The following is a 25,616-nucleotide window of genomic DNA, read 5'->3' as shown; positions in this document are numbered from 1 at the left end:
GGAAGAAAATGAAAGAGCAACTAAACAAAAAACCTCTAGTAGGTAAAACCTTACCCCTATAGAATATACTCCAATAGACAAAGAAGCTTCCACACCTTAAAGAGGCAACCTTAATTTTTTATTCCTTAAAAAGTAGTTTAGTAGTTTGATTCATAGAACTGTTTATTAGTCGAACCTTCCTGCACAAAAACAAATTCTTAATCTCAAAATTTAAATACAATTGGTGGGAAAACAGTTTTTGTGATATTAGTTGATACTATTAAAAAGATTTAGAACAAAGGGTCGAACGAAGTAACAGTTTGCAATATACATGTTCACCCCCTAAAATAAGATGTTCCTTGAGTCAGACCGTCTTATTTTAATATCAAGGTCGCACATTTTCTCCTATCCTTTCAAAAACATACTGAAAAGTAATAAGATGAAAGCGCTTGCAATATTAGGCACTATACCTAATTTTAAGAAAGCAGGGATGCATTTGAATGGAAATCAGGCCAGACAAGACCAGGAGCAGATAACTATTGATCCTTCAGTAAGTTCAAAGCGACAATTTTGGACTCCTTTAAAAACAACGATTGCCGGTTTTATTGTTTTTACAAGCTTTACGATCTTTTATTCTCTTATCGTTAAGAAAAGTATTTATTGGCCTGGTCTACTAATCATGCTGGGTTTATATTGCATTTTCTATTACATCGGTGCGACAGCAGTCGAGAAAAGGCGAGGGAAAACCGATGATATGCTTGTTGCTGGAAGGTCGATGCCGCTATGGTTATCCATGTTTACGATGACAGCGACCTGGGTTGGCGGAGGTTACATTGCCGGAACCGCTGAAACGATTCATTCTTCCGGAATTGTTTGGACACAAGGGCCATGGGCATATGGGCTTAGCTTGATTATTGGAGGGATTTTTTTCGCACGAAAGATGCGGCGTATGGAGTTTATGACCATGCTGGATCCTCTTGAGTCTCGTTTCGGATATAAGATGACTGGACTTCTCTACTTCCCTTCTCTTCTTGGTGAATTGTTTTGGAGCGCTGCGATGCTAACGGCTCTTGGGACGACATTCAGCGTTATTCTCGGTTTAAGTTTCACTGTTTCAATTATTATTTCAGCGATCGTAGCAATTGCCTATACCGTAGTCGGTGGTCTTTGGGCGATCGCTCATACTGATGTCCTACAGCTTTCTATTATGTTCTTCGGTTTGATAATAGTCTTACCCTTTGCCTTTTCCAATGTTGGAGGCTTTCAAGTGGCTTTTGATAATTACGCCGAAAACATGCAAGGAATGATGAGTCTTTTTCCTCCTCTAACAGGATGGAATGATCCTAATTGGGGAAATTCTTTCTGGTATTGGTGGGATTACACACTTTTATTAGTGTTTGGAGGGATACCTTGGCAAATTTATTTCCAACGCGTTCTATCTGCAAAAAGCGAAAGTGTGGCGATGTGGTTATCGATTTGGGCTGGAATTCTTTGCTTCTTCTGTGCGATTCCACCTGCATTAATCGGAATTGCAGGTTTTAATGCTGATTGGGCATCACTCGGGACTGCAGCTCCGGAAAACTCTTCAATGATCCTAACCTACGTATTTAAATATATGACACCTAGCCTTGTTGGTGCCATTGCCCTTGGTGGATTGGCTGCAGCAGTTTTGTCAGCAGTTGCCGCATCACTCTTGTCGGCATCAGGCATGGCAGCTTGGAATGTTTATCGTCCGCTTGTAAAACCAAAAGCAAGCCCTCGTCAACTGCAACAGATTATTAAACGCAGTATCATCTTGATTGGTATTGGTGCAACATTGATAGCTTTAAACGCTAAAAGTGTCTATGCGTTATGGTACTTATCGAGTGACCTGGTCTACTGTATCTTGTTCCCTCAACTTACCTGTGCCCTGTACTACAAATGGGCGAACTGGTACGGAGCACTCTCTGGATTTATTGTCGCCTTATTATTACGGGTCGGTGGTGGAGAACCGTTACTGGGATTACCTCCTATCATTCCGTACCCTTTGATTGAGGACGGGACAGTATATTTCCCTTTCCGTACCGCTTCCATGCTTGCGGGCTTAATTACGATTCTCGTCGTTTCTTATTTAACACGGCATAAATGCCCGCCACTACCACTGAGCAACTTACATGGAAAAAAGGATGAACAAAACCCTGCTAGTTAATATGTAGTTAATAGAGGTGACGTTTTGCCACCTCTTACTAAAATGGTAAAGGAGATTCTATCTATGTCACAAGCAATTAATGAACAACCATCTATAAGGAACGCTTCTTCTATTGAGAATCCATTCACATCTTCAGCAGTAAGCCAAGCGCAAATAGACGTGCTTAATCAATTGTTAAAACCGGAAGTACAGGAATCTTTGACTGTCCTTGTGGAGAATTTACCGAAATTGGCAGAAATGGTTCCCTATCTGACCAAATCCTATGATTTAGCGCAATCCATAATGACAGATCGCGTGCTCATTAATGATTTAGTTGGTGGTATACAGGAATGCGTAAAACCGCTGGAAGGAAAGATAAAGGAATGCGCAGCAACAGCTATAGAAGCAAATGATTGGGCCCAGGCAAATCAGGAAACTACTATCGGTGTGTTTGGTTTATTTCGAATGTTAAAAGATCCGCAAATACAAAAAGTGTTTCGATTTGCACAGGCTTACTTAGATTTAACATCTAAAAAACAGGAGAAACAGTAAAAATTTCTGAGGATAAAGTAATGAACGGAGGAAAATTATGGGTAAAGATATTTTAATTTTGGGCGGAGGTTATGGCGGTTTGCTAAGTGCCTTGACAGCACGACAACATTTAGGAACTGATGAAGCCTCCATTACACTTGTCAATCGCTTTCCAACCCACCAAATTATTACGGAATTACACCGTCTGGCTGCAGGGAATTTGTCCGAAAAAGCAGTAGCATTGCCGCTAGAAAAAATACTACGTGGTAAAAACATTGATTTAAAGATTGGAAGTGTTCAAGAGATATCCCCTGACGATCATCAAGTTTTTCTTACAGATGGAACGAAACTGACATATGACTTGCTAGTAATTGCGTTAGGTAGCGAAACGGCTTACTTTGGTATTCCGGGCCTTCAAGAGCACAGCTTTATACTAAAGTCAGTAGAAGATGCTAATCGTTTACGTGACCATGTCGAATCCTGTATTCGCACATATAGCAAAACCCATAGTAAGGAATTTGCAACGATTGTGGTAGGAGGTGGCGGACTTACTGGTATTGAATTGATTGGTGAGTTTGCTGATTTAATGCCACAATTATGTCGACAATACGGTGTAAACTCTCAAGAGATTTCCTTGCTTTGTGTCGAGGCCGCACCGACTATTTTGCCAGGATTCCCAGCTGAATTAGTGGAACGTGCACAAACTAGTCTTGCCGCACGTGGTGTAGAGTTTGTAACCGGGACACCGGTTACAAAGATGGAACAGTCCACTGTAGAGCTGAAAAATGGAAGAACGATTGAAACGAAGACGATGGTCTGGACAGGCGGCGTTCAAGGTAATTCTGTGGTTGCTAATTCGGGAATAGAAGTGAATCGCGGACGTGCGCTCGTTAGTGAATATCTTCAGTCTACCTCTCATCCAAACGTGTTTCTTTCCGGCGACAGCGCCGTTGTTATGGGACCCGAGGGACGTCCGTATCCCCCAACTGCGCAGTTAGCTTGGCAAATGGGCGAAACAGTTGGCTATAATTTGTTCGCTCACGTTACAGGCGGTGTGATGGAAGAGTTTAGTCCTGTCTTTTCCGGAACATTGGGCAGCCTTGGTCGTAAAGACGCAATCGGCACGATTGGGGAAAATAAAACCCAATTGAGAGGCTTGCCAGCATCATTAATGAAGGAATCAAGTAACATTCGTTATCTGTCCCAGATTAATGGACTATTCAGCTTAGCGTATTAATAGAGAAAATGATCTTAATCGAAGCTATGTTTACCCATCAACTAAGCTGCTTGAAAAAAAGTTAATGATGCTCTTGATACAAACATAAGCCTTATTTCTTGAATGATAAACTCAATATGCAAATTCAAGACTACAATCTCAACCCAACGTAAAGCCATCATGGAATATTTAGCAATTTCAAATTCTCATCAAACAGCTGATGAAATCTTTAATTCATTAACAAAGAAGTTGCCACATATAACAATTACAACTATATATAATAATTTGAATGCTTAAAAAAATTAGGCATTATAAATGAACTCACTTTTGGTCAGGCTTCCAGCCGTTACGAATGGGCAACCTCTCTTCATTACCATGTTGTATGTTTATCTTGTGGAAAATTACATGATTTTAACTATCCTACTCTAACAGAAGTAGAGCTATTGGCTGAAAAAAAAACGGGCTATACTATAACCCGACATCACTTTGAAATTTATGGAAACTACTCAGACTGTAATCATACAAATATAGCCCTTGAAAACAGTGAGAAAATATCGAACTAATTAATCTTAAAAAATCTTCATAGAATTCTTATGCTTACTAACTCATGCGCATTCACACATTGAGAATAGAAAAAAGTTATGCGGTTCTAGTGACTGAAGAACCAGTTGATAATTAGATCAACTTTTATCACAAGTTTGAAGAATCTAGTGGATAATGTCATTCTCTAGTTCCTAGTTGTTTCATCCAATTTCCTTTAGAAGAACATGGCCATCTATCTGTCAAACTAGCAATGTTATAAAATAAAATATATCCTTATACTAAAAAATCCATCTACCTCTTTTTAGAGGTAGAGTTTTTTCCCATTAATCAGGAAAGAGGATTATAAATTCTATGTAAGGATAAACAATATTAGAAAGAATTAACAAACAAAGCTTTAAAAAGGACATTTTTATTGCCCTGTTCCCTGTATCGGCCCCACCTACGCCAAATACTATGACGGCCACTCATGCCATCCAACCCACTTTCATTATAAAAGAAAGCGTTTACAATCGCAATGCCTAACAGGTAAAAAAAGTTATTTATTTTAAATCTTGTATGTTGCATATTGTTTTCTAGGGATATTTAAGATAGACAGTTAGAAGGCTAGTGCGTGTACTTACGGACAATTTGTGTTTATTTCTGTTGAGTAAAGCTTCTTCTTGACGAGTTTCCTCTATTATATAGTAATTCTATTTATTGGTTCATGCTGTTGGCGAAAAGGAATCCAGAAAAACTCTCCCTTTTCCGTTTACTGACTTCTTTAGTTTGTGAAGCTTGGTGTGTATTTGTTAATTGTTCATAGTAAAATCAACACTATTATTATTTGAAACTAAAAGTATATAAATTTGTATAACTGGCAATACTGATAAAGTATTCCCCCTATTCATAAAAGGCCTTTGCTCCAGTTGAGCAAAGGCCTTCTTTTGATGAGTTTCTTCTATTATATAGGTTACTTTAAACTCCCTTCCTACCATTGCCAAATAGAGTGCAACCTATTACAACTTTTCTGCCTATTGCCCAGTCAACTATTTAGAAATCCAGATGGAGAAAACCCCCATAAGAGATGATGAACATTGATAGTAAGCTACGTTTTATCGAATGTTGCCCTGTTTTACGAATTTTAGCTCTTTATTTTAGTTAGTTTATTGGATAAATCAAAAGAGTGAAAGCCCTTTTAATCCTTACTCTACTCGTAAATAAGTCATGGGAATCAGCACTGTTCGATATGACTTATTTCAACAAACGTATCACTAATTATTAAATGAATTACTGCTTAAGAAATTTTTTCTTTTTGAATCGAGGTAAAGTCTTCTTTGATCTCTTCCTTTAAAGCCTTGAATAAAGACCAACACATGACAATCATAATAATCGCAAAGGGAAATGCAGCTGCGATGGAGGCAGTTTGTAGTACCTGCAAACCACCTGCCAAAAGTAAAACAGCGGCAACCATTGACTGAATGACCCCCCACGTAATTTTAATCTTATTTGATGGGTTTAAATTACCTCTTTCGCTTAGCATACCCAACACAAAAGTTGATGTATCAGCTACCGTTATATAATAAATCATCATGACTGCAAAACCTACGATACTTAATAAAGAACTTGCAGGAAGATAATCAAAAAAACTGAACACTGATAAATCAACATTTGAAGTAATTTGTGTTGCTAATTCCTTTTGACCTAAGTTATGGATCATATTGAGAACCGATCCCCCAAAGATGGAAAGCCAAGCAAACGTACCAAGCGAAGGGACGAATAATACTCCAATGACAAACTCCTTTATCGTCCTTCCTTTAGAAATTCTGGCAATAAACATGCCTACAAAAGGTGCCCATGCAATCCACCATGCCCAGTAGAATAAAGTCCAACTCCCAATCCACTTACTGTCACCAAAGGGCTCTAAGTTTAAACTCATATCAACGAAATCACTTACATAGCCGCCCATTGTATTAAAAAACACTTTAAAAATCATAGAAGTAGGGCCCAGTACTAAAACTAAGAACATGATCAAAAACGATAGGATCATGGCCGTGTTGGATAAATATTGAATGCCCCTTTTTAATCCAGTGGATAAAGAGATTAAGAATAGAATGGTTGCAACAGCAATAACGATGATTTGAATCAGAAGAGTATTTGGGATTCCAAATAAGGCATTAAGTCCACCTGAAATTTGCTTGGCACCCAAACCGAGAGAGGTAGCAATACCGAAGATGGTTGCAAAGACTGCAAGGATATCAATGGTTTTACCAATCGGACCATGAATTTTTTCCTTTAAAAGAGGATAAAAAGCAGAACTCACTGATGCTGGCAATCCTTTGTTGAATTGGAAAAAGGCAAGGGCCAAACCAATGACCGTGTAAATAGCCCAGGGATGGAAACCCCAATGAAAAAATGTATACTCCATCGCTAAATTAGCAGCTGCTTCTGTATGTCCTTTTCCAGTAGGTGGACTCGTATAATGAAATACAGGTTCTGCAACACTCCAATAGATAATTCCTACTCCCGTACCTGCACCAAAAAGCATAGCCAACCAAGATCCTGTCTTAAATTCCGGTTTGTCAGTTTCCTTTCCCAACCTAATATGACCGTATTTAGAGAATAATAAATAAACAGAAAATAGGACAAAAAAGATGGCTGCCCCAAGATAAATCCACCCGAAGTAGTCAATGGTACCATTAAAAAAGGTAGTGGTAATAATTGAAAGGCTCTCTGTAAAAAAGATCCCCCAAATAATGAACGCGACTGTTAGTAGTACTGAAACATTAAAAACGATATTTTCGTTTTTCCTCTTTTTACTCATAATAGCTCCTCCTTTACTTCGATAAAAGTGGTTACTGAGTATTCTGGGGTGCGCTTCATCCATTAAACGTTATTGGATCCCTACAGAAGCCTATTTTGTAATTTAAACCGATTATTAGGATATAGATTTCTACCACATTATTTTTGGTTTTAGCTTTACAGTCTACAAATTTGATTGGTTTATAGCAAGCACCAGACCCATCCATGAGATAAAACGTTGGTTACATAACATCTACCAATCAGGGATGGGCCCTTGCAATTCTCCAGAAATTATTTAATCCTTGGGTCTAAATTATTTACGTTCCCTTTTAACGTCTATTTAACACTTGATTTTCATTTCTAATATTTGCAATTGCCTGACTTCGATCCTTTTGATTATATATGGCTGAACCTGCAACAAGGACATTTGCTCCTGCTTCGATACAAAGTTTTGCCGTTTCAATATTTACACCACCATCTACTTCAATTTCAACATTCAATTTTCTCTTTTCCACAATGGCAGCAATTTGTTTTATTTTTGGTAGAACAGAATGAAGGAAAGATTGTCCCCCAAACCCTGGATTTACTGTCATAAACAACACAAGGTCAACATCTTCTATCACATGCTCGATCATTGAAACCGGAGTATGAGGATTTAATACCACTCCAGCTTTCATGTCTTCAGATTTAATATGTTGAATGGTTCTGTGTAAATGATGACATGCTTCAACATGAACCGATAATAAATCGGCACCTGCTTTGGCGAACGCCCCAATATATTGATCTGGATTTTCTATCATTAAATGTACATCTAATGGTAAGTTTGTGACTGGTCTAATTGCCTCGACAATTAATGGACCAATTGTAATATTTGGCACAAAATGGCCATCCATCACATCTACATGGATGTAATCGGCTCCGCCCCGTTCAACATCTTTTATTTCTTCCCCAAGCCGTGCAAAGTTAGCTGATAGAATGGAAGGTGCAATCTTAATCATAATTTAATACCTCTACTTTCCTTTATGTGTATAGAAAAATTCAACCTAATAGAAAGAGTAGCTGTGATATTTTTTGAATATACTGATTATTTAATCTCTACTTCTCCTGAAATAAGACCCAGTAAAAATTTCCCTGTGCTTAATTTATTTATAATGCTTCATACGATGCTATTTTATTGACACGCCTCTCGTGCCTACCAGCTTCAAAGGAGGTTGTTAACCATGTTTTCACAATATTTCGAGCTAAATCCGGGCGAATGACACGCTCTCCCATTGCTAATATATTAGAATCATTATGCTCTCTTGTTACCCTAGCACTATACAAATCGTGCACAAGCGCACAGCGTATACCATTTACCTTGTTGGCTGCAATACTCATTCCAATGCCTGTACCACAAATTAGAATACCACGTTCTACCTCACCACTTGCTACCTTATTCGCTACTGGAATCGCGTAATCTGGATAGTCAACAGAGGATCTAGATTCACACCCTAAGTCTATATACTCAATATTCAGCTCTTCCATCAGGGAGATTATTTCTCTCCGAATATTCACACCACCATGATCAGATGCAATTGCTACTTTCATTTTTTCTCCTCCTATCTTATTGGGATTCCTTCTTGTAATTAAGATTGTAGTTCCCACATATCCCTCTAGAGCATTTCATAAGCAATTCTTATTTTTTCCTGATTTCCAATCATATCTTTTCTGTATTCAATATAAACAAATCATCCCTTTTATATAGAAAGACTTCTTGCTAAATGATAGATGGACAAATCAATGGTATGCTTATCTTTGGCTGCTTCCCCAAAAGATGAATGAATCAGTTTACCATTTTTCAACCCCACCATCACACCCTTTTCACCTTCAACCAGTAAATCGACGGCTTTTGCTCCCATCTGACTGCTCATCATACGATCGTAAGCGCTAGGAGATCCCCCACGTTGAAGATGACCAAGGATAGTCACCTTTGTGTCAAATCCTGTTTTTTCTCTAATCACTCTACCGATTTCTATCCCTTTTCCTACACTCCCATTAAATGCCCCTTCAGCGACCACAATAATGCTGTGTGTTTTTCCACGCTGATATCCTTGCTTTATACGGTCAATTACATCTTCCACATCATGGTCAGCTTCAGGGATAATAATCGATTCTGCCCCTGCACACATTCCTGCCCATAGAGCAATATCACCTGCATCACGGCCCATTACCTCAATGACATAGGTACGCTCATGTGAGGCTGCCGTATCACGAATTTTATCAATAGCTTCCACAGCTGTGTTCACAGCGGTATCAAATCCAATCGTATAATCTGTCCCTGCAATGTCATTGTCAATTGTTCCTGGTATACCAATGGTTGGAAATCCTTCTACAGTTAATTTTCTCGCCCCTTCAAAAGAGCCATTTCCGCCGATCACGATTAAACCACCAATGCCCTCTTTTTTTAATTGCGCTAGAGCCTGTTGCTGTCCTTCAGCTATCTTAAACTCAGAACAGCGTGTGCTTTGTAAGATGGTTCCTCCCCGGTGAATAATATCACGAACACTTCCAAGGTTCATTGAAACAAAATCCCCATCCATTAAACCTTTGTAGCCATTTTGCACACCAAAGACATCCAGTCCCTTAAAAATCCCTCTTCGAACTACCGCACGAATAGCGGTATTCATTCCTGGTGCATCCCCGCCACTAGTTAATACTGCAATCTTATTCATTAATGTTTCCTCCATATTTTTCACATCTTATATACAAGTCTCTATATGAATCTACAGTCCTACCCTGCTATTACCCTTGTAAATCAACGGGTTTAAAAACAAAAAAATAAGAGGATCTCTTCAAAATCTAGAATAAATACAGACGAAACAAATGTGTGTTTTTTTGGTTTGTTTATTTGTCCACCACTACTATAAATAATAATTTATGAAACTTTTTTAATAGCCTTCATTAATTCAAGAAAGGAAATATCCCTATTCCTTTTTTCTTCAAACAAAATTTGCTGATATTTATATAAAAGCTGATCCAATTCTTGACTACAGGTTATCGTTTTTTCATCCATATAATCTCCTGCCATAGCACTTTCAATCATTTCTTCACGCTTAGCGTCTATATTAACAAGTAATTTTGATTTTAATATTTCAATCGTCATCTTTTTCTCCTCCACAGACAATTGCTCCTTCGTTGGAAATAAACATAGTCTTTTTGAATGTGCTGCTTATTTAATGTCTTTCAGAGATTCACATGAAATAAAGTCTAAATCTATTTGAATGATTTGAATGAATAGTTCTATTTATAGATGTGATTCAATTTATATGTTAGAAAAAGGGCAGGCTCACCAACTGGTGCAGTCTGCCCGTAATCAAAAGGTGTCCATTCATAAAATAGACCGTTGAGATTAGTTACTTAACCCCCTATGTTTCAAATATATAAGGAAGCTATGTTTCTAGTAAATGTTTTTAAGCCCCACAATTTATTCGATAATAACCAGGGAACAACATTGTTTCTATTTTACAACTGAAAAAATCGATCATTTCTAAGTTAAACAAGGTAAAATTTAGAGTAGTTTTTTTAATTGAGAAATGACATTTTCAACTGTAAAGCCGTATTCCTCAATTATTTTCTCTCCTGGGGCTGAGGCTCCAAATTGATCAATGGTGAGGACGTGACCGTTATCACCAACATATTTACTCCAACCTAAGGAAGCCCCCATCTCAATACCTAGACGTGTTTTTACTTTTTTAGGCAGTACACTTTCTTTGTATTCATCCGTTTGTTTATCAAAACGATCCCAGCTTGGCATACTAACAACCGAAACAAAAATACCTTCTTTTTCAAGTGCCTTTTGTGCATCAACAGCAAGGGGAACTTCAGAACCAGAAGCTAATAACAAACCATCAAGATCATTTTTTGCTTCTGAGATCACATATCCACCTTTTTTAACACCCTCATACCCTTTTTCAGGATTTACAAGTGTTGGTAAATCTTGACGTGTAAGGACTAGAGCTGTTGGTTCGTCTTTACTCTCTAACGCCAACTTCCAAGCTGCTGCTGTCTCATTGCCATCAGCCGGACGAATTGTAGAAAGACCAGGCATTGCTCGTAATGAGGACAATTGTTCAATTGGTTCATGTGTTGGTCCATCCTCACCCACAGCAACGCTATCATGTGTAAAGACATAAATTACAGGTAGTTTCATTAATGCTGAGAGACGAATTGCCGGACGTAAATAATCAGAGAATACAAAGAATGTTGCTCCAAATACTTTCACTCCACCGTGTAGGGCCATTCCGTTTACAGCAGCACCCATTCCAAATTCACGAACCCCAAACCAAATGTTACGTCCGCCATAATTTGAACTGCTAAAGTCACCTTCACCTTTTAGCATCGTTTTATTAGAAGAGGATAAATCAGCTGAACCCCCAAATAACTGTGGAACGTTTTTCGCAAGTGCATTTAATACTTCACCGCTGGAAGAACGTGTCGCAAGTTTATCTTCACCCACACTATATTGAGGAATATCTGCATCCCAGCCTTCTGGAAGCTCGGCATTGATTGATTGCAATAATTCCTTTGCTAGTGCTGGATATGTTTTCTCATATTGGGCGAACAACTTATTCCAAGACTGTTCCTTCTGCTCTGATGCTTCTTTTAGTTCTGTAAAATGTGCTTTTACTTCTTCTGGAATATAAAAATCTTCTTCATAGTTCCAGTTGTAATGTTCTTTGACCAGTTTTATTTCCTCTTTTCCAAGTGGTGCACCGTGCGAGGCAGATTTACCCCCTTTATTCGGTGACCCATATCCAATTGTTGTTTTGACTTCAATTAATGTAGGTTGATTTTCGTTTGTCTTTGCTTTAACTAAAGCTTCCGCGACTTCATGAAGATCATTGCCGTCCTCAACACGAAGTACCTGCCAGCCATATGCTTTAAAACGATCAGCAGCGTTTTCACTAAATGACATATGGAGATCACCATCAAGAGAAATATCATTTGAATCATACAATACAATCAAACGGCCCAGTTTAAGGTGGCCTGCAAGTGAAGCTGCCTCTGCAGATACACCTTCCATAAGATCACCATCGCCACAAATGCTGTATGTGTAATGATCAATTACATTTAAATCATCACGATTGTACGTAGAAGCTAAGTGCCTTTCAGCCATTGCCATCCCAACTGCCATGGCGATCCCTTGGCCTAATGGGCCAGTTGTGGCATCAACTCCAGGTGTATGGCCGAATTCAGGATGACCAGGTGTTTTGCTTCCCCATTGACGGAAGTTTTTTAAGTCATCCAATGATAGGTCATATCCAGTTAAATGCAATAAGCTGTATAATAGCATGGATCCATGACCTGCAGATAACGTAAAACGGTCACGGTTAAACCAATTCGGATTGCTTGGATTATAGTTCATAAACTTAGACCAGAGTATGTATGCCATTGGAGCAGCGCCCATTGGCATTCCTGGATGACCTGAATTCACCTTCTCAATCGCATCGATTGATAGGGTTCTAATCGTATTAATGGCTAGCTGATCAACCTTTACTTTTTCTTCAATCATGATTTTTCCCCTTTCTAATAAATTAAGTTAAACTCTTTTCTTTTTGCTCTACCTGAGCTCTACCTGAAGAACCAAATTCGCGCATTTTACCTTTGACTGTATCTTTAATTGCTTCACGCGCTGATGCAAGGAATTTACGAGGATCGTATTCATTTGGCTTCGCTGCTAATACTTCCCGAACGGCTTTGGTAGCAGAAATTTGGCTCTCAGTATTGACGTTAATTTTCGCCGAACCAAACATAATGGCTTTTTGAATATCCTTTGTTGGAATACCTGTACCACCGTGAAGAACGAGAGGGACACCTGTTAATTCCATAACTTCCTTCATCCGATCAAATCCAAGATTTGGTTCACCTTTATATGGACCGTGGACAGAACCTAACGCAGGGGCAAAGCAGTCTACTCCTGTTTCACGAACTAATTGATCACATTCAGATGGGATCGCATAATATGCAGATTCGATATCAGCGATAATGTCATCTTCTTGTCCGCCAATACGACCAAGCTCCGCTTCAACAGATACACCAACAGCATGTGCCACTTCAACTACTCGTTTTGTTAATTCAATATTTTCTTTTAATGGATGATGGGAACCATCAATCATAACGGATGTAAATCCAGCATGTATGGCTTGTACACATTTCTCAAGGCTTGAACCATGATCAAGATGAATGGCAACTGGTACTGTCACTTTATATTCATCCATTAATTCTTTAACCATCGTGACAACCAACTTAAATCCACCCATGTAACGTGCAGCACCTTCTGATACCCCGAGAATAACAGGAGAATTCTCTTCTTGCGCTGCTTGTAAAATGGCCTGAGTAAACTCGAGATTATTGATATTAAACTGTCCTACAGCATACTTATTTTCTTTTGCTTGAATTAACATTTCTTTCATTGAAACTAATGTCATAATTTCCCATCTCTCCTTTTCCTCTTTATATAAATGCCCTTATAAAGGGCTTCTATTGACTATCTATTTAGACAATCCATTGACAGTAAACATCATTTTGTTAGTTTTAATATCGATGATACGCTTCAATGAATTGAATTTTTTCATCCATTCCTCCAACTGTAAGGAAAGAATGAGTTAGTATTGACCCATCTTCAGTTTTTCGGATACCCTTCATAAGCGTTCCATCCGTAATTCCAGTTGCTACAAAGAAGCAATCATCAGATTTTACAATGTCATCTATTGTTAATACTATTTCAGGATTTGATAATCCCATCTTAATACAGCGATCAAATTCTTCTTGGTTTTGAGGGGCAAGTTTCCCTTGGAAATCTCCTCCCAAACACTTCAATGCAGTCGCAGCAATTACTCCTTCTGGGGCACCGCCAGTTCCTACTAATATATCAACGTCTATTTCTTCGAGTGCAGTACCAATTGCTCCTGTAACGTCACCATCAGAAAACAACTTGACTTTTGCCCCCACATCGAATACTTGTTTGATCAAATGATCATGACGTGGTCTATCCTGTATCATTACCGTTAATTCTTTTATGTCTTTTCCTAAAGCATTTGCAACGGAAATCATATTATCTGTTAAAGATGCGTCTATATTGATATGGCCTTTTGCTTTTGGACCTACAGCTATCTTTTTCATATACATATCCGGTGCATGCAGTAAACTTCCTCTGGAGGAAACAGCAATGACTGTTATTGAATCATCCTGTCCTTTTGACATTAAAGTAGTTCCTTCAACAGGATCAACCGCAATATCTACATGGGGCCCATTTCCAGTTCCTAGCACCTCATCAATATAAAGCATGGGAGCTTCGTCCAGTTCCCCTTCCCCAATAACAATAACGCCAGTCATATCAATGAGGTTCATTCGATCGCGCATAGCTTTCGTTCCAGCCCCATCGGCTTCATTTTTTCTTCCTTTTCCTATCCAAGGATAGGACGCAATGGCTGCTTGCTGTGCTACAGCGAGAAAATCCATAGCTAACGACAGAACGGGCTCTTTACTAACGACTTTGGTTTTTAATTCACTCATTAGATCACCTCCTGTGTTCTTTGTACCTATACAAGCCAAACAAACTATTTTTTGTACACGTTTTACCTGTATAGAAACAATTATAATTTGTATAATATAAATTTGTAAGTATGCACTTTTTTAATACATAGTACTTAAAAGTATACTGTTTGTTTATACAAGCTATTTTCATTTGCACGCATTTTACACTTGTACGTAATAAATTATTGTGTATAATTTAAAATCATAAGTACATACCTTTTTAACATATAGTATTAAAAGTATACTGTTAATTTGACAAGCCGTATTATCTTTTATATTTGTTCTAGTATAATGCGTAAATTATTGGTACGTAAGTAAGCACTTTACAAACATATAGTATTAAAAAGTATACTTTTACATGGAGGCGAACCAATGAGGATCATTCGTGATAAGGAGTTTAGCTGTGAAAAAGAATTGTCACTTGCTGTTATTGGTGGGAAGTGGAAAATGCTTATTTTATGGCATCTAGGCAAAGAGGGCACCCAACGGTTTAACGAACTGAAGTCACTCATGCCGGGAATTAACCAAAGAATGCTGGTTAATCAACTACGGGAGCTGGAAGATGACCTAATTGTTCATCGTGAAGTCTATCCTGTTGTACCACCAAAAGTTGAATACTCACTGACCGAACATGGGGAAACTCTAATTCCTATTCTAGAATCTATGTATGAGTGGGGGAAGAACTACATGGACGTGGTCTTGAAAACTAATAAATAAAGAGACAAATGAACCAATAGTATACAAGCTACCTCAATTAGATTTGATGTTTGATCTAAATCGATTTGCGAGGATATTGCAGCTACCTTTAATGTCTTAAAAAAGGTTGCTGTTGCCTCAAAGATTGTCGAAGTTAATCATAAGATCATTGATAACCATAAAATGCCTCAACAACTAGCTCGGTAGCATACTCAATCAGATGAAGGAGCTAGTTTTTTCACCCAGGTGGATATCTGACCACCATTTCCCTTTTACGGGACCTCAATTAATTCCTTTCTTTGTGATTTTCTTTTAGTTTATATCTTTACGGTATACTTTTTTTCACTATATAACATAAAAGTGTGTACTTGTTAAAATTTATTATGTGTCTAATAATAACAATAGCCATAATCAATAAAACATGATGAAGTGAAATCTTTATAGAGTATTGATAAGAAAGGATGAGACTATGAAACTAAGGGTTTCAGCAGTGCAATACCATCTCCATACTATAAGTTCCTTTGAGGAATTTTCCAAACAAGTGGAACATTATATTAAAACCGCTGAGGAATTTGGATCAGACTTTGTCTTGTTCCCGGAATTCTTCACCACACAATTAATGTCCATTGGCAATAAACAGGGACAACCTTTGACCATTCAAGATCTACCCGATTTTACAGAACGATATCGGTCTTTATTTATAAATTTGGCGATGCAAACAAAGATGCATATTATTGGGGGAACCCATGTCATTCGTAAAGGTGATCGATTGTACAACGTCGCTCACTTATTCTATCCAGATGGTAAGGTCGCAGAACAGTCAAAACTTCATATCACTCCAACGGAAGTGAATGACTGGAAGCTGACTCCTGGTGAAAATTTGGAAGTGTTCAAGACTGACAAAGGCACAATTGCCATGTTGACTTGCTATGACATCGAATTTCCAGAAATCGTTCGGATGGCGAAGGCCAAGGGTGCTGATATAATTTTCTGTCCTTCTTGTACTGATGACCGTCATGGATTTCATCGCGTCCGTTACACGAGCCATGCGAGGACAGTAGAAAATCAGGTCTATGTCGTAACCACCGGAACAGTCGGTTCCCTTCCTACGATTGACTTTATGCGAGCGAATTTTGGGCAAGCTGCCGTCATTACACCAAACGATATTCCATTTCCTCCAAATGGGATCCAAGTAGAGGGCGAAGTTAACCAAGATATGATCGTAACCGCTGATTTGAATTTAGAGCTGTTATACCAGGTTCGTGAAAGTGGTTCCGTCACGACATGGCGGGATCGTCGTACAGACCTTTATCCAGATTGGGAAACAAATAAAGAACTCACTTCGCAAATATAAAGGAGGATCATTTTGTATCGAAAAGAGCTTTTTGTCTTCGACCATGATAAAACTGTCCCTGCCGTGATTCGAAATTATGAAGAAAAAGACTTTCCCGGCTTAATTCGCGTTCAACAGGAAAGTTTTCCACCACCATTCCCGTCTGAATTGTGGTGGAATACGGAACAAATGCATAATCATGTTACCATGTTCCCAGAAGGAGCCTTATGCATTGAAATCAATGGTGAAATTGCGGGTTCAATGACTGGATTGTTGGTTGACTTTGATCCCAAGCATCCGGAACATACATGGGAGGAAATCACGGACAATGGGTACATTCGAAACCATAATCCAAATGGTAATACGCTCTATGTCGTGGATATTGGCGTAAGTCCCTCCTATCGAAAATTAGGATTAGGAAAATGGCTGATGTTCTCGATGTATGAAGTTGTAGTTCATAAAGGATTGGAACGATTACTGGGAGGAGGAAGAATGCCTGGATATCATAAAAAAGAGTGTGAGCTGACGCCGGAACAATACCTTGAAGCTGTCGTAAAAGGCGAACTGAAAGATCCAGTCATCACCTTCCTGCTCCGCTGTGGTCGTACTCCCGTTCAAGTAGTGGCAAACTATTTAGAAGATGAAGAATCACATAATTACGGAACACTGATGGAGTGGAAAAACCCTTTTTTTCCATCAAAGTCAAAACAAAAAGGAGACTAAAATAAAAATGGAATATATCAGAATTACAAGTATAGATGATCCTTTATTTAAGCAATTGCATCAATTAATGCAAGACGTATTTCCTCCAGAAGAAGTATTAGAATTCGATCTTTGGAAAGAACCTTTAGAAGACCCAGGAATCCGTGTTTTTGTTGCCGTTCACAATAGGAAAGTAATAGGTGCTACGGAGTACCGTTATTATGAGGATTTTAATGTTGCGATGACAGATTTTACGATCATTGGTCAGGCTGGACTTGGCATCGGTCCATTTTTAGCCAATAAGAGATTAGAAGATTTAATTTACTTGGCCTCGATTAATGGCAATCGTTTATATGGTATGTTTGCTGAAATTTACGATCCATATCGAGTAGAACACTATGAGTTTGGCGGGGTTAAGCCTATGAATCCATATGTCCGCCGTGAAGTACTGTCTCATCTTGGTTACAAGCGTCTTGATTTCCCTTATGTCCACCCTTCCTGGAACAATGATGGAGAGGCTGTAACAGGACTCGATCTTTGTTTTCTTCCAATGGAAGCTAGAGTCAATGAAGTACAAACAGAGCTGATTGTAAAATTTTTAAGACGTTATTACTCTGTCTTATCTAACAAACCGGAATCCTGGCATGCAATGATTGAGAACTTAGGAGCAAACGATAAAGCAACACTATTACCCATTTAGAATAAAGGATATCTCCAAGTGATAATTATATCCCCAAAGAAACTGGAAACCCACCATTGGATTCACTCATCTAACACCTAAAGTGAAATATAACCTTTAAAGGTCTTTGAAACATCCAAAAGCTTCGGCGTAAATATGAAAACGCGTTCATATATTGGAACAATTCGAAGGTTGACCCAAGTTCCACGAGTTTGTGGTTGGATCAAATAAAACCTTAAGAAGGAGCATGGAAAAAAACATGGTAGATATTTTATTTGAGGAAAGCGGAAGCCAATCCGTCCATTATTATTGTATAGCAACGGAACATCATCGATATGACTTTTCAATCATATTTACAAATAATTTTTTTGGGAAAGCAATGGTCGTTTCTATTCAAAGTGGCACAATGGTCTTAATGTGCAATGAAGATATCGAAAACGATTGCTATTGGGCAGAAAAATTAGGCATCCATCAAATTGATGTTGATGAATGCCGAATCTTTCTTCAGATGATTTTAAATCAGAAACTTTTCGTAAATCAATATTAAACTCTACTTTGAGCGGTACCCCTTATATCAAACCGGAAGGAGATTACTTATGATTCAACATGAAATGGTTATGAGCTCTTGTTATGGAACCATCCAAGAAGTTTCCATTGAAAATCATTCACGAATATATGAATGGGAACCTTTGTTTACCATAGAAACTGGTAAAGGAAATCTTGAAACCATAAGTATTGGGATAAGTGGTGAAGTGTATTCTTTAGAAGTGCAAAAAGGGGATAAAGTAATTCCCGGAATGGTGCTTGCATTAATAAAAGAGGATTTGATTGCCAGTGGAAGCGACTAAATGATAATAGTTTGTCGATAGGTCCTTTTATTATTTATCGAGCAAGGGGTTTTGAGATTCTTGAACGGGAAATGTTCAGCGACTTGGTTTCTTCCTAATATCATTGTTTTATAATCTAAAAAGCTTAAATTATTCTAATCTGTCAACATAGACGGACCATGACTTCAAGTGAAGTGGTCATTTAAATCAATACCTTCATAACAAAGGGGGTAACCAGATGAAAGGGGGCAACACAATGATAAGGAAAATAGGCATTAGTGGCACGGGGAGAATCGGTCGGCTATTGATTAGAAAAATGTTATCCAATAAACATGACCAACTTAAGTTAGTGGCGATTAATTCCATTTATCCTGTAGAAACAGTAGCTCATCTATTAAAATACGATACCATACACAGATCTTGGAATGCAGATATTTCAATAAAAGATGGAAATCTCTTAATTAATGGTGATATTATTCAGGTCATTTCTGAACGTGAACCTGAGAGGATTCCATGGGGAACAATGGGTATAGACATTGCGATTGATGCTACAGGAAAATTCAATGACCGCCAAGGGGCACAAAAGCATTTATCAGCTGGAGCATCCACTGTCATTGTTACTGCACCTGGTAAGAATATGGATTTTACAGTGGTTATGGGAGTGAATGATCATCTGTTAGATCTTTCGAAGCACACTATTTTATCCGCAGCCTCCTGCACGACTAACTGTGTTGCCCCTCTTTTAAGTATCATGGACCAATCTTTCCAAGTTAAAAGGGGATGGATGACCACTATTCACTCTTATACTTCTGACCAAAATCATTTAGATAACCCGCATAAAGATTTACGAAGAGCCCGCTCTTGTACTCAATCCATTGTTCCGACGACAACCGGAGTGGGTAAAGCCCTTGTTGATGTTCTTCCGAATCTGGCTTCATATATTGAAGGAATATCAATACGTGTTCCTACACAGGATGTTTCATTAGTTGATCTCACTGTTCAAGTCGCCCGTGAGGTATCACTTGACGAAGTGAAATCAGTATTTCATGCAGCAGCAAATGGAAAACTGTCTCATTATGTCGGCTATATTGAAGAGCCGTTAGTATCCTCCGATTTTATAGGGAATGAAAAGTCAGCGATTGTAGATGGACTTTCAATCATGACAGTGGAAAATCAAATTAAAATATTGGCCTGGTATGATAATGAATGGGCGTATGCTTGCAGGGTCATTGAGTTGGCTCAAGCAGTAAACGAAAGGATGGATAAAAAATGGAAATCTCCAGTCGCCCTCAAGCATTAGGTACAGTTATATGTAAATACTGTGGAGAGCTCATAGACACTGTCGATACGGAAAAAGTCATGACTTATTACTCTAACTGCAAGCAAGAACAATGCCTCAATCAAGATTCAGAATTTCAACGCGAGGAATTATAGGTAGAATAAAGGTGTGTTGCAAAAAGCATAAGACGAGAACCAATGTGAATATCAAAAGATACCCTTTTATTCGAATATAAACTTTATGCCGAACTTTTCATGATAAAAACTAGGAAGTTCGGTATTTTGTTTTTTATTTGATAAAATAACTAGAGATTTGAACCAAATCTTTTTATCTATCAAAAAAACAAATAAAAATAGCCAAATCCAAAATCTTTTTAGGAGTATAATTGTAAAAATTTTCAATTTAGGGAAAGGGCTGAAACAATGAAATGTATTTCGATTGATTTAGATGGTACCTTATTGAATTCTCGACATGAAATATCCGGGGAGGATTTGAAAGCCTTAGAAGAACTGCAAGAAAAAGGACATACGGTCATTTTGAACACAGGTCGATCTTATGCAGATGTGGTAAAAATTAAACCTATACAAAACATGGAGGTTCCAATCTTTTGTTTAAATGGTTCGCTTTTATACTCGAAAACTAGAGAACTGTTGTACGAAGTTACTTTACCAATGTCTACATATAAAGAGATATTCTCCGTTTTGCAAAAATTAGGAGTTAGAATTCTCGTATATACAAATTATGGCGGTTTCCCTTCCACTTTGCCTCCATTACATCATAAAAGCAATGAGGAGCTAGACACTCTTTTTCAAACATACAATTACAATGAAATTCTAAATCAAGACAATCTTAAAATCTATAAACTAATTGCATTGGTACAGTATGATCAACTAGATAAAATTGAGGTAGTAAAAAAGACATTAGCAAATAAGTTTGATGTTTCGTTGGCTTCTTCCTTTCCTAATAACGTTGAAATCACTTCAAACGAAACACATAAAGGAAAGGCTATATTGCATTACCAACAGATGATGAATCTAGCCTTTGATGAGATTATTGCTTTCGGTGATGGGGGCAACGACCTCGCCCAATTCGAGGTAGCAACCACTTCCGTTGCGATGGGTAATGCCCCTCTGAATATTCAACAAAAGGCTGATTTAATAACACAAACAAATGATGAAGATGGATTCTCCCATGCAGTACGTCATCTTTTAGATTTACTAAATACACAAGGAGTCAAATCCGTGATTTGATTTTAAATGTTTTTCTAGTCGGCTTTTTGATAACATAACCAATCCCCCATAAAAAGTAATGTTATCTTTATTATACAAAAAAAGCTTGTAGACAAAGACCCTACAAACGGACTCTGTCTACAAACTGAAGCAGCCAAATGGCTGTTTTTTTATTATCTTTTCTTTGCCTTCCGAATCGTAAAACAGCGCAGTCCGACTAGCTCCAGCCCCTTAGTTTAATAATCTATAACCTCTTCTATTAATAGGTTCGATTAGAAAACTATACAATTAGGAAGAACCAAGACCATTAATCAACCTCTATTGAACATGCACTTGAAGCAAAGCTTTCTCCCACAAGAAAGCCATGCTCTTCTGTATAATCTATTTGTGTCTCTTCATCTAAATAGCGCTTTGTAAAACGATCGATTCGAATCTGGATATCACCATATTCAATAATCGTATCGTTTCTTCGTAGTTCTTCAAAAACAAGCGTAAACTTTATAGACATCCCACATCCACCTGCTATATTGGCATCAATCCGAGGAGATTGATCTTCTTTCAACTTCATTGTTTCCAGCTTGTTCACTGCTGATTTCGTTAGTGTTATAACCATCAAATCCCCTCCTTCTCTCCATTATCATGTTTTTAATCCTCAAACATTTTATTTTACACAAACATAAGCCTGGTAGGAGAACGATTGAGTGGATGTTGAAACCACCAAGAAGAAAACCCCAAGAAAAAACAAGTTCTCTCCTATTCATTACCGACGGACCATTACAACCTGAAATTAAATTTATTATGTCACCACTTCATTTTCTCTCACAGCTTCCTCTTCTTTTGTGTAACGCAATATAGGTTGTCTTGCTGCTTGCACTTCATCTAATCGTCCTATGATCGTTGTATGCGGTGCTTCTAGTACAACACCTGGATTTTCCTCTACTTCTTTAGCAATTTGAATCATTGTATCTGCAAAGGTATCGAGGGTTTCTTTTGACTCTGTTTCTGTCGGCTCAATCATCAAACATTCCTCTACATTTAACGGGAAGTAGATGGTCGGTGGATGGTAACCGAAATCAAGCAGCCGTTTGGCCATATCAAGGGTTCTTACACCCAGTTTTTTCTGTCTTGAACCGGATAACACAAATTCATGCTTACAAATTTGTGAATAAGGTGCTTCGAAATATGGTTCTAGCCTTTTGCGAAGATAGTTTGCATGGAGGACTGCACTTTCCGATACTTGACGTAGGCCTTCAGGTCCCATTGTACGAATATAGGTATACGCACGAACAAGAATCCCGAAGTTTCCATAATAACCTTTTACACGGCCAATGGATAATGGTTGATTATAGTTCAGTACATAGTGATCCTTATCTTTTTCAATGTGTGGCACCGGCAAATATGGAATCAGCTTGCTTTTTACACCAACAGGACCAGCACCAGGACCACCTCCACCATGAGGAGTTGTAAATGTTTTATGCAGATTTAAGTGCACGATGTCAAAGCCCATTTTTCCCGGTGTTGTTTTCCCTAAAATCGCATTGGCATTGGCCCCATCATAATACAGTAAGCCACCTGATTCATGCACCACTTTAGAAATTTCCACAATTTCTTTTTCAAAAAGTCCAAGTGTGTTTGGATTGGTCAGCATTAGGGCTGCTGTATCATTATCCATATGTTTCTTTAATTCTTCCAAATCTACTAATCCATATTCATTAGATGGAATCGTAACCGTTTTATATCCGGCCACTGATGCACTGGCAGGGTTGGTACCATGAGCTGTGTCTGGAACAAGTACTTTTGTTCTTGTTTCTCCTTTTTGTTCATGATAGTTTTTAACCATCATTAAACCGGTCCATTCTCCTTGAGCTCCTGCTGAAGGTTGTAATGTCACAGCATCCATACCTGTAATTACAGCTAAATCTTCCTGTAATTCATATAAAAGCTTTAGTGCTCCCTGCACCGTTTCGGCTGGCTGATACGGATGAATACGGCTAAAACCGTCGAAACGAGCCACATCTTCATTGATCTTCGGGTTGTATTTCATCGTACAAGAACCAAGTGGATAAAAACCATTATCAATCCCATAGTTTTTATTGGAAAGTGCTGTGTAATGGCGAACAAGCTGAAGTTCTGATACTTCTGGGAGTTCTGCTGGTATGTCACGAATCAAATGCATGGGAAGCTTATCTTTTAAATCGATTTTGTTGACGTCACTTTCTGGAAGGCTTGAACCAATTCGACCAGGTCGACTGATTTCAAAGATTATATCGTTGTATTCAACCATGTACAATCGCCTCCAATACATTTACAAATTGGTCAATCTCTTCTTTTGTCCTTTGCTCGGTTACCGCAATGAGCATTTGATGTCCCAAGCCGTAATCACGGTCTAAATCAAATCCTCCGATGATTCCTTCTTTTAGAAGCTTGTCATTGACTTCCTTAGCCGGAAGTGGGAGCTCGACAATAAATTCATTAAAAAATGGTGCTTGATTCATAATCTTACATCCTATTTCTTTAAGACGTTTTGCCATGTAATCAGCTTTATCGAAGTTTAGCTGTGCCATATGGCGAATTCCTTGCTTTCCAAGTGCGGTCATACAAATGGAGGAAGCTAGTGCATTTAACGCCTGGTTAGAACAAATATTGGAAGCTGCTTTATCACGGCGAATATGCTGCTCACGTGCTTGCAATGTTAGTACAAATCCTCTTTTGCCTTGTTCATCTGTTGTTTGACCCACGATACGTCCGGGTATTTTGCGCATAAACTTTTTATGAACCGAAAAGTAACCACAGTGCGGGCCACCAAAGCTCATTGGTATCCCTAAGGGCTGCATATCACCTATCACAATGTCTGCTCCAAGATTACCTGGTGGTTGCAAAAGCGCTAATGCCAGTGGATTAGCGCTAACGATCAACATAGCTCCTGTTGTCTCGGCAATTTTCTTAATTTCTTTCAAATCTTCAATAGAACCAAAAAAATTTGGGTATTGGACAATAACAGCTGCTGTGTATTGATCGATTTGTTCTTGCAGTTTCTCTAAGTCTGTACAGTCCGTCGCAAGATTCACCTCTTCCACTGCATACCTTTGACCATCTGCTACTGTCTGTAAGATGGCACGGGATTCCGGATGAACCGCCTTTGATACAAGTACTTTCGAACGTCTTGTCGATACAACAGCAAGGGATGCTGCTTCTGCAAGGGATGTAAAGCCATCGTACATAGAAGAATTGGCAACATCCATTCCTGTCAGCTCACAAACCATTGTTTGAAATTCAAAAATGGCTTGTAATTCACCCTGGCTAATTTCAGGTTGGTAAGGGGTATAAGCTGTATAAAATTCAGAACGGGAAATCATATGATTCACAACGCTTGGAATGTAATGATCATAGGTACCGGCACCAAGAAATATTGGGTAGTGATTGGCATGTTTGTTTTGCGAAGCAAGCTGATGCATCTTTTTCAAAAGATGTGGTTCAGGAATCGCATTAGGGATATTTAACTCCCCTTCCAAACGAATATCATCCGGTAGATCTTCAAACAGCTCCTCTGTCGAAGAAATTCCAAGAAAGGTTAGCATTTCCTCTTGATCTTGTTTTGTATCAGGAAGATAACGATAGGTCGCTGTCATCTTATTCCTCCCCTTCATTCACAAAAGTTTCGTATTGAACTTCATTTAGAAGTACTTGTAATTCTTCTGAATTTAATAGTTCCACTTCTACCAACCATCCTGCTTCATATGGCTGGTCATTGATCATTTCAGGCGCATCATCTAACTCCTCGTTTACACGAACTACCTTACCAGATACAGGGGTATAGATTTCAGAAGCTGTTTTAACCGACTCGATCGATCCTATTGATTCATTAGCCGTTACTTCATCACCCACTCCCGGATTTTCAACAAAAACGATATCACCTAATTGTTTTTGGGCAAAATCAGAAATTCCAATACGCACTCGGTTTTCGTCTAATTGTAGTACCCACTCATGTTCCTTGCTGTAAAGTAGGTTGGCTATCACTTTTGTCATTGTTTTTTCTTCCTTTCACTCATAAAATTTATTAATATTTACTGTAGGGTGCTTAC

General features: G+C 38.4%; 25 protein-coding genes and 1 pseudogene. 13 read left to right on the top strand and 13 right to left on the bottom strand.

The features are described from left to right. Positions 1–418 precede the first annotated feature (418 nt). The 4 genes and pseudogenes from MHB45_RS27110 (at position 419) to MHB45_RS28410 (ending at position 4,456) form a co-directional block, all read left to right on the top strand. Positions 419–2,167, top strand: coding sequence for a sodium:solute symporter family protein (locus MHB45_RS27110; protein WP_340908181.1), 1,749 nt, complete (start codon positions 419–421; stop codon positions 2,165–2,167). A 63-nt stretch (positions 2,168–2,230) separates the two neighbouring features. Further along, the gene (locus MHB45_RS27105; protein ID WP_048883416.1) at positions 2,231–2,698 is read left to right on the top strand and encodes a DUF1641 domain-containing protein; all 468 of its coding nucleotides are present in this window, start codon (positions 2,231–2,233) and stop codon (positions 2,696–2,698) included. Positions 2,699–2,735: 37 nt separating this feature from the next. Then, a complete protein-coding gene (locus MHB45_RS27100; RefSeq protein WP_048883418.1) occupies positions 2,736–3,914 on the top strand; it encodes an NAD(P)/FAD-dependent oxidoreductase in 1,179 nt (392 codons plus the stop codon). A 102-nt stretch (positions 3,915–4,016) separates the two neighbouring features. After that, a pseudogene (locus MHB45_RS28410) lies at positions 4,017–4,456 on the top strand (Fur family transcriptional regulator). 768 nt (positions 4,457–5,224) lie between these two features. On the opposite strand, the gene MHB45_RS27085 reads toward MHB45_RS28410, so the two are convergent. From MHB45_RS27085 to glpX, 9 genes are all read right to left on the bottom strand, one after another. After that, positions 5,225–5,416: a hypothetical protein gene (locus MHB45_RS27085; protein WP_048883420.1), complete on the bottom strand. Its 192-nt coding sequence runs from the start codon at positions 5,414–5,416 to the stop codon at positions 5,225–5,227. Positions 5,417–5,709: 293 nt separating this feature from the next. Beyond that, on the bottom strand, positions 5,710–7,299 hold the full coding sequence (locus MHB45_RS27080) for a glycine betaine uptake BCCT transporter (RefSeq protein ID WP_340908179.1): 1,590 nt from the start codon (positions 7,297–7,299) through the stop codon (positions 5,710–5,712). 244 nt (positions 7,300–7,543) lie between these two features. Continuing rightward, positions 7,544–8,212, bottom strand: coding sequence for a ribulose-phosphate 3-epimerase (rpe, locus tag MHB45_RS27075; protein WP_055348396.1), 669 nt, complete (start codon positions 8,210–8,212; stop codon positions 7,544–7,546). Positions 8,213–8,360: 148 nt separating this feature from the next. Beyond that, entirely contained in the window at positions 8,361–8,801 is a 441-nt protein-coding gene (rpiB, locus tag MHB45_RS27070; protein WP_048883426.1) for a ribose 5-phosphate isomerase B, read from the bottom strand. Positions 8,802–8,950: 149 nt separating this feature from the next. Then, positions 8,951–9,925 carry a 6-phosphofructokinase gene (gene pfkA / locus MHB45_RS27065; RefSeq protein ID WP_048883428.1) on the bottom strand — a complete coding sequence of 325 codons (975 nt, stop codon included), beginning with the start codon at positions 9,923–9,925 and terminating at the stop codon, positions 8,951–8,953. 203 nt (positions 9,926–10,128) lie between these two features. Then, positions 10,129–10,356: an aspartyl-phosphate phosphatase Spo0E family protein gene (locus tag MHB45_RS27060; protein ID WP_048883430.1), complete on the bottom strand. Its 228-nt coding sequence runs from the start codon at positions 10,354–10,356 to the stop codon at positions 10,129–10,131. Between the two features lie 405 nt (positions 10,357–10,761). Next, complete coding sequence (gene tkt, locus MHB45_RS27055) at positions 10,762–12,765, bottom strand: transketolase (RefSeq protein ID WP_048883432.1); 2,004 nt, start codon at positions 12,763–12,765, stop codon at positions 10,762–10,764. 22 nt (positions 12,766–12,787) lie between these two features. Continuing rightward, positions 12,788–13,681: a class II fructose-1,6-bisphosphate aldolase gene (gene fba, locus MHB45_RS27050; RefSeq protein WP_340908178.1), complete on the bottom strand. Its 894-nt coding sequence runs from the start codon at positions 13,679–13,681 to the stop codon at positions 12,788–12,790. Positions 13,682–13,787: 106 nt separating this feature from the next. Continuing rightward, entirely contained in the window at positions 13,788–14,768 is a 981-nt protein-coding gene (glpX, locus tag MHB45_RS27045; protein ID WP_048883436.1) for a class II fructose-bisphosphatase, read from the bottom strand. Positions 14,769–15,161: 393 nt separating this feature from the next. On the opposite strand from glpX, the gene MHB45_RS27040 reads away from it, so the two are divergent. From MHB45_RS27040 to MHB45_RS27000, 9 genes are all read left to right on the top strand, one after another. Continuing rightward, positions 15,162–15,506: a winged helix-turn-helix transcriptional regulator gene (locus MHB45_RS27040; RefSeq protein ID WP_048883438.1), complete on the top strand. Its 345-nt coding sequence runs from the start codon at positions 15,162–15,164 to the stop codon at positions 15,504–15,506. A gap of 448 nt (positions 15,507–15,954) precedes the next feature. Continuing rightward, the gene (locus MHB45_RS27035) at positions 15,955–16,839 is read left to right on the top strand and encodes a carbon-nitrogen hydrolase family protein (RefSeq protein WP_048883439.1); all 885 of its coding nucleotides are present in this window, start codon (positions 15,955–15,957) and stop codon (positions 16,837–16,839) included. A 12-nt stretch (positions 16,840–16,851) separates the two neighbouring features. Then, entirely contained in the window at positions 16,852–17,541 is a 690-nt protein-coding gene (locus tag MHB45_RS27030; protein WP_048883441.1) for a GNAT family N-acetyltransferase, read from the top strand. Between the two features lie 7 nt (positions 17,542–17,548). Beyond that, positions 17,549–18,220: a hypothetical protein gene (locus MHB45_RS27025; protein ID WP_048883443.1), complete on the top strand. Its 672-nt coding sequence runs from the start codon at positions 17,549–17,551 to the stop codon at positions 18,218–18,220. Positions 18,221–18,458: 238 nt separating this feature from the next. Further along, the gene (locus MHB45_RS27020) at positions 18,459–18,746 is read left to right on the top strand and encodes an SAV0927 family protein (protein ID WP_065451362.1); all 288 of its coding nucleotides are present in this window, start codon (positions 18,459–18,461) and stop codon (positions 18,744–18,746) included. Positions 18,747–18,795: 49 nt separating this feature from the next. Next, a complete protein-coding gene (locus MHB45_RS27015; RefSeq protein ID WP_207117766.1) occupies positions 18,796–19,047 on the top strand; it encodes a hypothetical protein in 252 nt (83 codons plus the stop codon). A 235-nt stretch (positions 19,048–19,282) separates the two neighbouring features. Then, the gene (gap, locus tag MHB45_RS27010) at positions 19,283–20,326 is read left to right on the top strand and encodes a type I glyceraldehyde-3-phosphate dehydrogenase (RefSeq protein ID WP_048883489.1); all 1,044 of its coding nucleotides are present in this window, start codon (positions 19,283–19,285) and stop codon (positions 20,324–20,326) included. After that, positions 20,296–20,460 carry a GapA-binding peptide SR1P gene (locus MHB45_RS27005; protein WP_081088821.1) on the top strand — a complete coding sequence of 55 codons (165 nt, stop codon included), beginning with the start codon at positions 20,296–20,298 and terminating at the stop codon, positions 20,458–20,460. The genes gap and MHB45_RS27005 overlap by 31 nt, the downstream gene beginning before the upstream one ends. A gap of 267 nt (positions 20,461–20,727) precedes the next feature. Next, positions 20,728–21,555, top strand: coding sequence for an HAD family hydrolase (locus tag MHB45_RS27000; RefSeq protein ID WP_048883446.1), 828 nt, complete (start codon positions 20,728–20,730; stop codon positions 21,553–21,555). Positions 21,556–21,841: 286 nt separating this feature from the next. Here MHB45_RS27000 and MHB45_RS26995 read toward each other — a convergent pair whose 3' ends face one another. From MHB45_RS26995 to gcvH, 4 genes are all read right to left on the bottom strand, one after another. Beyond that, positions 21,842–22,147, bottom strand: coding sequence for an iron-sulfur cluster biosynthesis family protein (locus MHB45_RS26995; RefSeq protein ID WP_048883448.1), 306 nt, complete (start codon positions 22,145–22,147; stop codon positions 21,842–21,844). A 183-nt stretch (positions 22,148–22,330) separates the two neighbouring features. Beyond that, on the bottom strand, positions 22,331–23,818 hold the full coding sequence (gene gcvPB / locus MHB45_RS26990; protein WP_048883450.1) for an aminomethyl-transferring glycine dehydrogenase subunit GcvPB: 1,488 nt from the start codon (positions 23,816–23,818) through the stop codon (positions 22,331–22,333). Then, positions 23,811–25,163, bottom strand: a complete 1,353-nt coding sequence (gene gcvPA, locus MHB45_RS26985) for an aminomethyl-transferring glycine dehydrogenase subunit GcvPA (protein ID WP_048883452.1) — start codon at positions 25,161–25,163, stop codon at positions 23,811–23,813. Before gcvPA ends, gcvPB begins: the two co-directional genes overlap by 8 nt. 1 nt (position 25,164) lies before the next feature. Next, positions 25,165–25,560, bottom strand: coding sequence for a glycine cleavage system protein GcvH (gcvH, locus tag MHB45_RS26980; RefSeq protein WP_048883453.1), 396 nt, complete (start codon positions 25,558–25,560; stop codon positions 25,165–25,167). Positions 25,561–25,616 lie beyond the last annotated feature (56 nt).

It is taken from the genome of Peribacillus sp. FSL K6-5616 (assembly GCF_038008245.1).
GTDB lineage: Bacteria > Bacillota > Bacilli > Bacillales > DSM-1321 > Peribacillus > Peribacillus frigoritolerans.
The sequence above is the reverse complement of the archived record's forward strand: the minus strand, read 5'-3'. Positions and strand labels throughout refer to the sequence as shown.

What these genes read in the sequence shown, in the direction of transcription:
- MHB45_RS27110 (WP_340908181.1), top strand. Translation starts at nt 419, where the DNA reads ATGAAAGCGCTTGCAATATTAGGCACTATACCTAATTTTAAGAAAGCA.
- MHB45_RS27105 (WP_048883416.1), top strand. Translation starts at nt 2,231, where the DNA reads ATGTCACAAGCAATTAATGAACAACCATCTATAAGGAACGCTTCTTCT.
- MHB45_RS27100 (WP_048883418.1), top strand. Translation starts at nt 2,736, where the DNA reads ATGGGTAAAGATATTTTAATTTTGGGCGGAGGTTATGGCGGTTTGCTA.
- MHB45_RS27080 (WP_340908179.1), bottom strand. Translation starts at nt 7,299, where the DNA reads ATGGATGAAGCGCACCCCAGAATACTCAGTAACCACTTTTATCGAAGT.
- rpe (WP_055348396.1), bottom strand. Translation starts at nt 8,212, where the DNA reads ATGATTAAGATTGCACCTTCCATTCTATCAGCTAACTTTGCACGGCTT.
- rpiB (WP_048883426.1), bottom strand. Translation starts at nt 8,801, where the DNA reads ATGAAAGTAGCAATTGCATCTGATCATGGTGGTGTGAATATTCGGAGA.
- pfkA (WP_048883428.1), bottom strand. Translation starts at nt 9,925, where the DNA reads ATGAATAAGATTGCAGTATTAACTAGTGGCGGGGATGCACCAGGAATG.
- MHB45_RS27060 (WP_048883430.1), bottom strand. Translation starts at nt 10,356, where the DNA reads ATGACGATTGAAATATTAAAATCAAAATTACTTGTTAATATAGACGCT.
- tkt (WP_048883432.1), bottom strand. Translation starts at nt 12,765, where the DNA reads ATGATTGAAGAAAAAGTAAAGGTTGATCAGCTAGCCATTAATACGATT.
- fba (WP_340908178.1), bottom strand. Translation starts at nt 13,681, where the DNA reads ATGACATTAGTTTCAATGAAAGAAATGTTAATTCAAGCAAAAGAAAAT.
- glpX (WP_048883436.1), bottom strand. Translation starts at nt 14,768, where the DNA reads ATGAGTGAATTAAAAACCAAAGTCGTTAGTAAAGAGCCCGTTCTGTCG.
- MHB45_RS27040 (WP_048883438.1), top strand. Translation starts at nt 15,162, where the DNA reads ATGAGGATCATTCGTGATAAGGAGTTTAGCTGTGAAAAAGAATTGTCA.
- MHB45_RS27035 (WP_048883439.1), top strand. Translation starts at nt 15,955, where the DNA reads ATGAAACTAAGGGTTTCAGCAGTGCAATACCATCTCCATACTATAAGT.
- MHB45_RS27025 (WP_048883443.1), top strand. Translation starts at nt 17,549, where the DNA reads ATGGAATATATCAGAATTACAAGTATAGATGATCCTTTATTTAAGCAA.
- MHB45_RS27020 (WP_065451362.1), top strand. Translation starts at nt 18,459, where the DNA reads ATGGTAGATATTTTATTTGAGGAAAGCGGAAGCCAATCCGTCCATTAT.
- MHB45_RS27015 (WP_207117766.1), top strand. Translation starts at nt 18,796, where the DNA reads ATGATTCAACATGAAATGGTTATGAGCTCTTGTTATGGAACCATCCAA.
- gap (WP_048883489.1), top strand. Translation starts at nt 19,283, where the DNA reads ATGATAAGGAAAATAGGCATTAGTGGCACGGGGAGAATCGGTCGGCTA.
- MHB45_RS27005 (WP_081088821.1), top strand. Translation starts at nt 20,296, where the DNA reads ATGGAAATCTCCAGTCGCCCTCAAGCATTAGGTACAGTTATATGTAAA.
- MHB45_RS27000 (WP_048883446.1), top strand. Translation starts at nt 20,728, where the DNA reads ATGAAATGTATTTCGATTGATTTAGATGGTACCTTATTGAATTCTCGA.
- MHB45_RS26995 (WP_048883448.1), bottom strand. Translation starts at nt 22,147, where the DNA reads ATGGTTATAACACTAACGAAATCAGCAGTGAACAAGCTGGAAACAATG.
- gcvPB (WP_048883450.1), bottom strand. Translation starts at nt 23,818, where the DNA reads ATGGTTGAATACAACGATATAATCTTTGAAATCAGTCGACCTGGTCGA.
- gcvPA (WP_048883452.1), bottom strand. Translation starts at nt 25,163, where the DNA reads ATGACAGCGACCTATCGTTATCTTCCTGATACAAAACAAGATCAAGAG.
- gcvH (WP_048883453.1), bottom strand. Translation starts at nt 25,560, where the DNA reads ATGACAAAAGTGATAGCCAACCTACTTTACAGCAAGGAACATGAGTGG.